This window comes from Streptomyces sp. NPDC014764 (genome assembly GCF_043082785.1).
Lineage (GTDB): Bacteria > Actinomycetota > Actinomycetes > Streptomycetales > Streptomycetaceae > Streptomyces > Streptomyces althioticus.
In genome coordinates, this window is the sequence record NZ_JBIBXY010000008.1 from 150,382 (window position 1) to 159,406 (window position 9,025).

Genomic DNA, 9,025 nt, shown 5'->3' on the forward strand with positions numbered 1-9,025 from the left:
TGATGAACGATGAGCACCGATCTGCGAGTCGCAGGGGAGACGGAGACGACGATCGACGGTGAGCAGTTCCGCAGGGACGGGCATCGGGTCGAGAAGTGGCCGGTCGGGTGGGGGATCCTGTCGCTGGCGATGTGGGCATGGTTCGCCACCGGCTGCTGACAGCCGACGACCAGGGGTTCGGCGGACGGAGCGAGGACAGCCACGCGCTGGTGGGCGTACTCGCGCTCGCGGTCGTCCCGACGATCATGGCGGCGGTGACCACCGTGTACGCCCAGGTTCTGTTCCGCCTGGTCCGCCAGGCGGAGCCGGCGGTCGAGCAGGGCCGTCCCGGCGCGGCAGCGACCCGCGTCGGGTCACCCGCGCGGCCCGTTGACACCCGGGTGGGAGGGGTCGGAGACTCGCGTTCGGCCGCGGGCGAAGGGGGACGACCGATGCGTACCACCGTGGGGATCGTGGGGGCCGGTCCCGCCGGGCTGATGCTGGCGCGGCTGCTGCGGCTCGCGGGCATCGACTGCGTCGTCCTGGAGTGCCGCGACCGCGCTTATGTGGAGCGGCGCCAGCGGGCCGGGGTGCTGGAGCAGGGCACCGCCGACGTGCTCAGGGCGGCCGGGGCGGGGGAGCGGCTGGACCGCGAGGGCCTGCCCCACGACGGCATCGAGCTGCGGTTCGGGCGGCGCCGCCACCGCGTCGACTTCCCGGACCTCGCCGGCGGCCGCCGCGTCACCGTCTACGCCCAGACCGAGATCTGCAAGGACCTCATCGCCCTCGCCGGGACCGACGGTCCCCCCGTGCTCTTCGAGGCGGAGGTGCTCGCCGTGGAGGACGTGGACACCGGCGCCCCGCGCATCCGCTTCCGCCGCGACGGCCGCGAGGAGGTGCTGGAGTGCGCCTACGTGGCCGGCTGCGACGGCTTCCACGGGGTGTGCCGGGCCGCCGTCCCCGAGGCCGCCTCCCGCGTCTTCGAGCGCGCCTACCCGTACGCCTGGCTCGGCGTCCTCGCCGACGTGCCGCCCTCCCACGACGAGCTGGTCTACGCCCGCCACGACCGCGGCTTCGCCCTGCTGTCCATGCGCTCCCCGACCGTCTCCCGCCTCTACCTCCAGGTGCCGGAGGGCACGAAGGCCGAGGAGTGGACGGACGAGGAGATCTGGGACGAGCTGGCCCGCCGCCTGGAGACCGCCGACGGCTGGACCCTGCAGCGCGGCCCCGTCACCCAGAAGGCGGTCACCCCGATGCGTTCCTACGTCCACGAGCCCATGCGGTACGGACGGCTCTTCCTCGCCGGGGACGCCGCCCACATCGTGCCGCCGACCGGAGCCAAGGGCCTCAACCTCGCGTTCGGGGACGTCGTGGTCCTCGCCCGCGCCCTGCAACACGAACGGCGCACCGGCTCCGCCGAACTGCTGGACGCCTACTCCGCGACCTGTCTGCGCCGGGTGTGGCAGGCGGAGCGGTTCTCCCACGACCTGACCGCGCTGCTGCACCGCGACCCCGGCGCCACCGCCTTCGACGGCCGGCTGCAGCTCGCCCGTCTGGACCGCATCGCCACCAGCCGGTCGGCCGCCGCCGACCTCGCCGAGGGCTACACCGGATTCCCCCTCGGGTGATCACTGTCTCCGGCCGGTTCCGGGCAGGTACCGGCTCGGTACCGGTCCGTCACCTGCCGTGTAGGGAATCACCAGGACGCGTAGCGTGTTGCGCAGCACAACAAGGGAAAGATCCTTCCCAAGCATTAGGGTCATTCCTTTGCCTACCTATTACTCTTGAGCCAAGGCCGCACCGAGTGGCCATGGAGGAGTGAAATGAGGAGCAGTAACCCGGTCTTCTCGCGACGGGGGTTCGGCCGCGACAACGGCTACGCGGGCTTCAACACCGCGCCGCAGGCCGGGGGCCCCGCAGTCGCCACGCAGGCCAACCCGTACGCACAGCCGACGGGCAACCCGTACGCCCAGAACCCGTACGCGCAGCAGCAGCAGTACGGCGCGCCGCCGCAGGCCCCCGCCACGGCCGGCCGCATGACCATCGACGACGTCGTGATGCGCACGGGCACCACGCTCGGCGTGCTGATCGTCACCGCCGCGCTCGCCTGGGCGCTGCTGCCGGTCGACGACGCCAACATCGGCCGGTCCTACGGCATCGGCATCGGCTCCGCGCTGATCGCCATGGTCCTGGGCTTCGTGCAGGCGTTCAAGCGCAAGGCGTCGCCCGCGCTGATCCTGACCTACGCAGCCTTCGAGGGTGTGTTCCTCGGCGTCATCTCCAGCGTCGTCGACAACCGCATCGCCGACGGCGCGGCCATGCAGGCCGTGATCGGCACCATGGCGGTGTTCGCCGGTGTGCTGGTGGCCTACAAGGCCGGCTGGATCCGCGTCAACCGCCGCTTCTACGGCTTCGTGATGGCGGCCGCCCTCGGCTTCATCCTGCTGATGGCCGTGAACCTGCTGTTCGCGGTGATCGGCGGCGGTGACGGCCTCGGCTTCCGCAGCGGCGCCCTCGGCATCCTCTTCGGCGTCGTCGGCATCATCCTCGGCGCCTGCTTCCTCGCCCTGGACTTCAAGCAGGTCGAGGACGGCATCGCCTACGGCGCCCCGCGCGAGGAGGCCTGGCTCGCCGCCTTCGGCCTCACGCTGACGCTGGTGTGGATCTACCTCGAGTTCCTGCGGCTCATCTCGATCCTCAACAGCGACTGACGCCCCGGCGTCCACCGCACGGCATGACGAAGGGCCCCGGTTCCGACCGGGGCCCTTCGCCGTGTCTCGGGTCCGTTCCGGGGGACGGGCCGGGCGCCGGCTAGAGCAACCGGCGTGCGGCCCTCCGCAGGTCGTACTCGTGCACGATCGCCTTGGCGTGGCCGTACGCCAGGTCGTACTCGTGCCTCAGCCAGCTGACCTTCTCCTCGAAGCGGATGAGCGCCGGGCCTTCTTCGACGGTGCGCAGCCAGTCGGAGATCTCACGACCGGTGCAGTGCGGGATGCGGGCGAGCATGTTGCGATGGGTCTCTGCGGAGAAGACTTGGGACATCGGCGCCTCCGGACGCTGGGATACAAGCCGGTCCTTCAGGTCACCGTGCCCGAGCGCCCGTCCGTTGGCAACAGTCCTGCCGCGCCGCGTACGCTCGCCGCGTGGTTGATACGACGCCCTTCACCCGTGCCGTGGATCATTTCGCCGACCGCCTGCGGGCCGCGCCGCAGAGCCGGCTGCAGCGGGGGGCGGCGGCCGAGGCGCTCGCCCTGGCCAGGGAGTTGGCACGGCGCACCCAGCTCGTCGAGGAGCCGGGCACCGAGCCGCGCGAGATGCCGGACGCCGGCATGTTCGCCGCCGCCGACCAGATCACCGTCGCCGGACACGACTTCGCCCTCGTGCTGAAAAGCGACGAGGAAGTGGCCGAAGCCGCCCGGCTCGTGGAGGAGGCACGCGAGCGCGCGGGTGTGTGACCCCGCGAGGGGCGTGCGCCGGGCGTTCGGGGGCGCCCCGAACGCCGGGGGCCGCAGGTTCTGCAGGCGTTGCAGGTTCTGCAGGCGTTGCAGGTTCTACAGGTGCTTCGAGTACTGCACCCGGGCCGCTGCAGGTACTACAGGGACGCGATGACGCGGTCCGCGAGGATGTAGACGCTGTCCTCGCCGCAGGAGAACGTCAGCGTGTACGCCCCGGAGATGCCGGAGCCGCCCAGCAGGAACGGGGTCTCGCCCGCCCGCAGCGACTCGGCCAGCCGGTCCGCGGTCTCGCGGTGGCCCGGCGTCATGCACAGCGTGGTGCCGTCGGCGAACACGTACACGTCCAGGGTGCCCAGCGGGCCCGGACGGACGTCGGTCAGCTCGGTGCGCGCGGCCGCCAGCTCCTCCAGCACCTCCACCGTGCGCTCGTGGTCGCTCACGACCGGCGAGGAGTGCGGAACGAAGTCCGGGTGCGAGGGGTGACGGCGACGGGCCGCGGCCAGCTCGGGGGAGTCCCCGGAGTGCTCCTCGGTGTCGGCGCCGGGCTCGGCGACGGGCTCCAGGCCCGCGAAATCGGCCTGCCGGGGCAGGAACAGCTCGCTGTCGGGCAGACCCAGCAGGGACGGGCCATCGGAGGCGTCACGGGCCTCCTGGGCGGCCCAGAACGCCCGCGCCTCGGCCAGCTCGCGCTCCCGCTCCTCGGCGAGCGCCTCGGCGACCGCGGCGCGTATCTCGTCCGGTCCCGCCGAGCGGGCGGGCGGGATCTGGGCCCGGCCCGTGGCCCGGCTCCTGGCCAGCTCGGTGTGCAGTGCCGCGACCTGTCGGCGCAGCACCAGCACACTGCGCAGGACGGCGACGCCCACGGCTCCGGTGGCGGCCGTGGTGATCAGCAGGGCGATCGGCATGGCGCTCACTGACGTACTCCCGGTTCACAGTCGACCCCCGACTTCCTACATCAGCTTGAAGGGCGGACTAACCATCTGTCAGTGCGTAACGTCACGAATCGGACAGTCCGACGGGGTGCGGGCGCCTGATGCGGCTTCCGTGACCTGCAGGGATACTGCTCCCGCGAGGCGTAGGTCACATCCTGGGGGAATTTGGATCACGGAACGGCCCGGCGCCCCGGAGAACGGGGGTGCCGGGCCGTTCCCTCACGCCCTGTGCCGCCGTCGTGACGCAGCGGCGCGCGGGGGTCAGCTCAGGCGCTCGATCACCATCGCCATGCCCTGGCCGCCGCCGACGCACATGGTCTCCAGACCGAACTGCTTGTCGTGGAACTGCAGGGAGTTGATGAGCGTGCCGGTGATGCGGGCGCCGGTCATGCCGAAGGGGTGGCCGACGGCGATGGCGCCGCCGTTGACGTTCAGCTTCTCCAGCGGGATGCCCAGGTCCTGGTAGGACGGGATCACCTGGGCGGCGAACGCCTCGTTGATCTCGAACAGGTCGATGTCGTCCACGGTCAGACCGGCCCGACCCAGGGCCTGCTTGCTCGCCTCGACCGGGCCGAGGCCCATGATCTCCGGGGAGAGGCCCGAGACGCCGGTGGACACGATCCGGGCCAGCGGGGTCAGGCCCAGCTCGCGGGCCTTGGTGTCGCTCATGATGACCAGCGCGGCGGCGCCGTCGTTGAGCGGGCAGCAGTTTCCGGCGGTGACCAGGCCGTCGGGGCGGAAGACGGGCTTCAGGCCGGAGACGCCCTCCATGGTGACGCCGGGGCGCGGGCCGTCGTCCTTGCTGACGACGGTGCCGTCGGGCAGCGTCACCGGGGTGATCTCGCGCTCCCAGAAGCCGTTCTTGATGGCCTCCTCGGCGAGGTTCTGCGAGCGGACGCCGAACTCGTCCATCTCCTGGCGGGTGACGCCCTTCCAGCGGGCCAGGTTCTCCGCAGTCTGGCCCATCGCGATGTACGGGTCGGGGACCAGGCCGTCCTCGCGCGGGTCGTGCCAGGTGGTGCCCTCCTGCTGGGCGACCTCGGCGGTGCGGGCCTCGGCCTCGGCGAACAGCGGGTTGCGCGTGTCCGGGAGGCTGTCGGAGTTGCCCTTCGTGAAGCGCGAGACCGTCTCGACGCCGGCCGAGATGAAGACGTCGCCCTCGCCGGCCTTGATCGCGTGCAGCGCCATGCGGGAGGTCTGCAGGGAGGAGGAGCAGTAACGGGTGATCGTGCAGCCGGGGAGATGGTCCATGCCCATCTGCACGGCGACGATCCGGCCGAGGTTGTTGCCCTGCTCGCCGCCGGGCAGACCGCAGCCGAGCATCAGGTCGTCGATGTCCCGCGGGTCCAGCTCGGGGACCTTGGCGAGGGCCGCCTGGATGATCGTGGCGGTCAGGTCGTCCGGGCGCAGGTCCTTGAGCGAGCCCTTGAAGGCGCGGCCGATGGGGGAGCGGGCGGCGGAAACGATCACGGCTTCGGGCATCACGGCTCCAGAGTGAAGAGGGTGCGGCGGGGCGCTGGGCGGCGTCCGTTGGGAAGTTACCCGTACGTATGACCGGGGTCACGGGTGTCGGGGTGTGAGATGGGCCGCAACTTTCTAAGCGCTTGCTTTTTGGTGACCCGGGGGTGGACCGGCCTCGGGACGCCTTGGACGGTCCCGCCTGCGCCCACCCCTGCCGCCCCGGGGGTCCCCCCAGGCCTTTAAGGCACTGGGGGAGGCACGACTGCCCGCCGTTGGGGCGGAACTCCCTCAAGGGGCGCGGGGAACTGCGCGACCAGCCACGGACCACCCGCACCCGGCATCGGGGAGGAGCGAGGTGGGTCACGAGGACGGTTGCGTGGACGGTTCCGGTTCCGACTCCGTCACCCGGCGGCGCCGACGCCGCTTCAGGAGGGCCCAGGCGCCCCGTGGCCCCGTCGGCATCGCCGCCGCGACCTCCGTGCCGGCCTCCGACGCGGCCTCCGCCGCCGCCCGTGCCACCGGCAGGAAGCCCTCGCGGCGGGCGGCGTCCGGCCGGTCCTCCTCCGCCGGCCACAGTCCCATCGCCGCGCACACCGTCGGCAGCACCGCCATCGCCGCCGTCGCGTACCCCTCCGCCGACGGGTGGTAGTTGTCCGGGCCGAACAGCTCCCGCGGGTTCGCCGCGAACTCCGGGCCCAGCAGGTCGCCCAGCGACACCGTGCGCCCGCCCTGCTCGACCACGCCGATCGTCTGCGCCGCCGCGAGCTGCCGCGAGGCGCGGCGGGCCATCCAGCGCAGCGGCTGCCACACCGGCTCGATCGTGCCGAGATCCGGGCACGTGCCGACCACCACCTCCGCGCCGGCCGTCCGCAGCCGGCGCACCGCCGTGGCGAGGTGGCGCACGGACCGGGTGGGCGGCATCCGGTGCGTCACGTCGTTCGCGCCGACCATGATCACGCAGATGTCCGGCACCCGCGACGGGTCCGCCAGTGCCAGACTCACCTGCCGGTCCAGGTCGTCCGAGCGGGCCCCGGGCACCGCGACCGTGGACAGCCCCACCGGGCGCTCCGCGATCGCCGCCACCCCGGAGGCGATCAGCGCGCCCGGCGTCTGCCCGGCCCGGTGCACGCCCTGCCCGGCGGCCGTGGAGTCGCCCAGCATCGTCAGCCGCAGCGCCGGCTCACCCGGCACCGTGTAGGAGGCGCCGTACAGTCCGTCCGCGGTGGGCACGTGAGGAGTCGTGCCGTTGCCCACACGGCGCCGGGCCAGCTGCGCCTCCGCCAGCAGCAGCCCCACGGCCGCCGCGCCCGCCAGCCCGATCCCCCCGCCGCCGTACGCGGCGCCGGCCGCGATGCGCCGGGCCACTCGCGCCCTCGACATGCCCGTCATGCTCGCCGCCACCTCCTCGTAGCCGTACACCCTGGTCTTGCCCCGTACGGACGGTGGTCCAATCCCGACGGGGAGTGAACGACCCGGCCGGGTCCGCCTCAGGGGAGGGCCTAGGCTGGCATCACCACCACGACCACCCCTTTTGCAGCAGTCCGGAGACAACGGTGCAATTCCACGACTCGATGATCAGCCTCGTCGGCAACACCCCGCTGGTGCGGCTCAACAGCGTGACCAAGGGCATCAGGGCCACCGTCCTGGCCAAGGTGGAGTACTTCAACCCGGGCGGCTCCGTGAAGGACCGCATCGCCCTGCGCATGATCGAGGCGGCGGAGAAGAGCGGGGAGCTGAAGCCGGGCGGCACCATCGTCGAGCCGACCAGCGGCAACACCGGCGTCGGACTCGCCATCGTGGCCCAGCAGAAGGGCTACAAGTGCATCTTCGTCTGCCCGGACAAGGTGTCCATGGACAAGATCAACGTCCTGCGCGCGTACGGCGCCGAGGTCGTCGTCTGCCCGACGGCCGTGGCCCCCGAGCACCCCGACTCGTACTACAACGTCTCCGACCGGCTGGTCCGTGAGACGCCGGGCGCCTGGAAGCCGGACCAGTACTCCAACCCGAACAACCCCCTGTCGCACTACCACTCCACCGGCCCCGAGCTGTGGGAGCAGACCGAGGGGAAGATCACCCACTTCGTGGCCGGCGTAGGCACCGGCGGCACCATCTCCGGCACCGGCCGCTACCTCAAGGAGGCCAGCGACGGCCGCGTCAAGGTCGTCGGCGCGGACCCCGAGGGCTCGGTGTACTCCGGTGGCTCCGGCCGTCCGTACCTGGTGGAGGGGGTCGGCGAGGACTTCTGGCCGACCGCCTACGACCGTGAGGTCGCGGACGAGATCGTCGCCGTCTCCGACAAGGACTCCTTCCAGATGACCCGCCGGCTCGCCAAGGAGGAGGGCCTGCTGGTCGGCGGTTCCTGCGGCATGGCGGTCGTGGCGGCGCTGGAGGTGGCCTCCCGGCTCGGCGAGGACGACGTCGTCGTCGTACTGCTGCCGGACAGCGGCCGCGGCTACCTCAGCAAGATCTTCAACGACGAGTGGATGGCCGACTACGGCTTCCTCGAGGACAACGGCCCGAGCGCCCGCGTCGCCGACGTGCTGGACGACAAGGAGGGCGGCCACATCCCGTCCCTCGTCCACATGCACCCCGACGAGACCGTCGGCCAGGCCATCGAGGTGCTGCGCGAGTACGGCGTCTCGCAGATGCCGGTCGTCAAGCCCGGCGCAGGTCACCCGGACGTGATGGCCGCCGAGGTCGTCGGCTCCGTCGTCGAGCGGGAGCTGCTGGACCACCTGTTCAGCAAGAGCGCCTCGCTCGACGACCCGCTGGAGAAGCACATGTCCGCGCCGCTGCCGCAGGTGGGCTCCGGTGAGCCGGTCGCAGACCTGATGGCCGTGCTGGGCAAGGCGGACGCGGCGATCGTGCTGGTCGAGGGGAAGCCGACCGGGGTGGTCAGCCGTCAGGACCTGCTGGCCTTCCTCGCCAAGACCGGCGCGTGAGGTAGTCGTCCGCGGCGGGGTGGGTGGGCGATCGCGCAGTTCCCCGCGCCCCTGAGGGTCCGCTGCCGTCTGCGGCGGGGTGGGGGCTGGTCGCGCAGTTCCCCGCGCCCCCGAGGGGTGCGGTTTGATGCCGTCCGCGGCATCGGTGGGGGCTGGTCGTGCAGTTCCCCGCGCCCCTGAGGGTCCGCTGCCGTCTGCGGCGGGGTGGGGGCTGGTCGCGCAGTTCCCCGCGCCCCCGAGGGGTGCGGTTTGATGC

General features: G+C 72.1%; 9 protein-coding genes. 5 read left to right on the top strand and 4 right to left on the bottom strand.

What is annotated here, in order from left to right; all coding sequences use genetic code 11:
* The first annotated feature begins 9 nt into the window (after positions 1-9).
* The 3 genes from ACF1AG_RS21630 to ACF1AG_RS21640 all read left to right on the top strand — a co-directional run bounded on the left by ACF1AG_RS21630 (position 10) and on the right by ACF1AG_RS21640 (position 2,690).
* Complete coding sequence (locus ACF1AG_RS21630) at positions 10-159, top strand: hypothetical protein (RefSeq protein WP_387797647.1); 150 nt, start codon at positions 10-12, stop codon at positions 157-159.
* Between the two features lie 272 nt (positions 160-431).
* Positions 432-1,607 (top strand): 4-hydroxybenzoate 3-monooxygenase, encoded by a 1,176-nt coding sequence (locus tag ACF1AG_RS21635; RefSeq protein WP_359601112.1) that lies wholly within the window; start codon positions 432-434, stop codon positions 1,605-1,607.
* A 195-nt stretch (positions 1,608-1,802) separates the two neighbouring features.
* Positions 1,803-2,690, top strand: coding sequence for a Bax inhibitor-1/YccA family protein (locus ACF1AG_RS21640; protein ID WP_359601113.1), 888 nt, complete (start codon positions 1,803-1,805; stop codon positions 2,688-2,690).
* A 100-nt stretch (positions 2,691-2,790) separates the two neighbouring features.
* Here the strand turns inward: ACF1AG_RS21640 and ACF1AG_RS21645 are convergent, their stop codons facing one another.
* Positions 2,791-3,021, bottom strand: a complete 231-nt coding sequence (locus ACF1AG_RS21645) for a DUF4287 domain-containing protein (RefSeq protein ID WP_359601114.1) — start codon at positions 3,019-3,021, stop codon at positions 2,791-2,793.
* A 101-nt stretch (positions 3,022-3,122) separates the two neighbouring features.
* Here ACF1AG_RS21645 and ACF1AG_RS21650 point away from each other — a divergent pair, with 101 nt between their 5' ends.
* A complete protein-coding gene (locus tag ACF1AG_RS21650) occupies positions 3,123-3,434 on the top strand; it encodes a hypothetical protein (protein WP_086020106.1) in 312 nt (103 codons plus the stop codon).
* 137 nt (positions 3,435-3,571) lie between these two features.
* Here the strand turns inward: ACF1AG_RS21650 and ACF1AG_RS21655 are convergent, their stop codons facing one another.
* From ACF1AG_RS21655 to ACF1AG_RS21665, 3 genes are all read right to left on the bottom strand, one after another.
* Positions 3,572-4,348 carry a hypothetical protein gene (locus ACF1AG_RS21655; RefSeq protein ID WP_391810217.1) on the bottom strand — a complete coding sequence of 259 codons (777 nt, stop codon included), beginning with the start codon at positions 4,346-4,348 and terminating at the stop codon, positions 3,572-3,574.
* Positions 4,349-4,627: 279 nt separating this feature from the next.
* Complete coding sequence (locus tag ACF1AG_RS21660; RefSeq protein ID WP_359601116.1) at positions 4,628-5,848, bottom strand: acetyl-CoA C-acetyltransferase; 1,221 nt, start codon at positions 5,846-5,848, stop codon at positions 4,628-4,630.
* Positions 5,849-6,187: 339 nt separating this feature from the next.
* Positions 6,188-7,216, bottom strand: coding sequence for an SGNH/GDSL hydrolase family protein (locus ACF1AG_RS21665; protein ID WP_391810218.1), 1,029 nt, complete (start codon positions 7,214-7,216; stop codon positions 6,188-6,190).
* A gap of 164 nt (positions 7,217-7,380) precedes the next feature.
* Between ACF1AG_RS21665 and ACF1AG_RS21670 the strand changes: the two genes are divergently transcribed.
* Positions 7,381-8,769, top strand: a complete 1,389-nt coding sequence (locus tag ACF1AG_RS21670) for a cystathionine beta-synthase (RefSeq protein WP_359601118.1) — start codon at positions 7,381-7,383, stop codon at positions 8,767-8,769.
* The last annotated feature ends 256 nt before the right edge of the window (positions 8,770-9,025 follow it).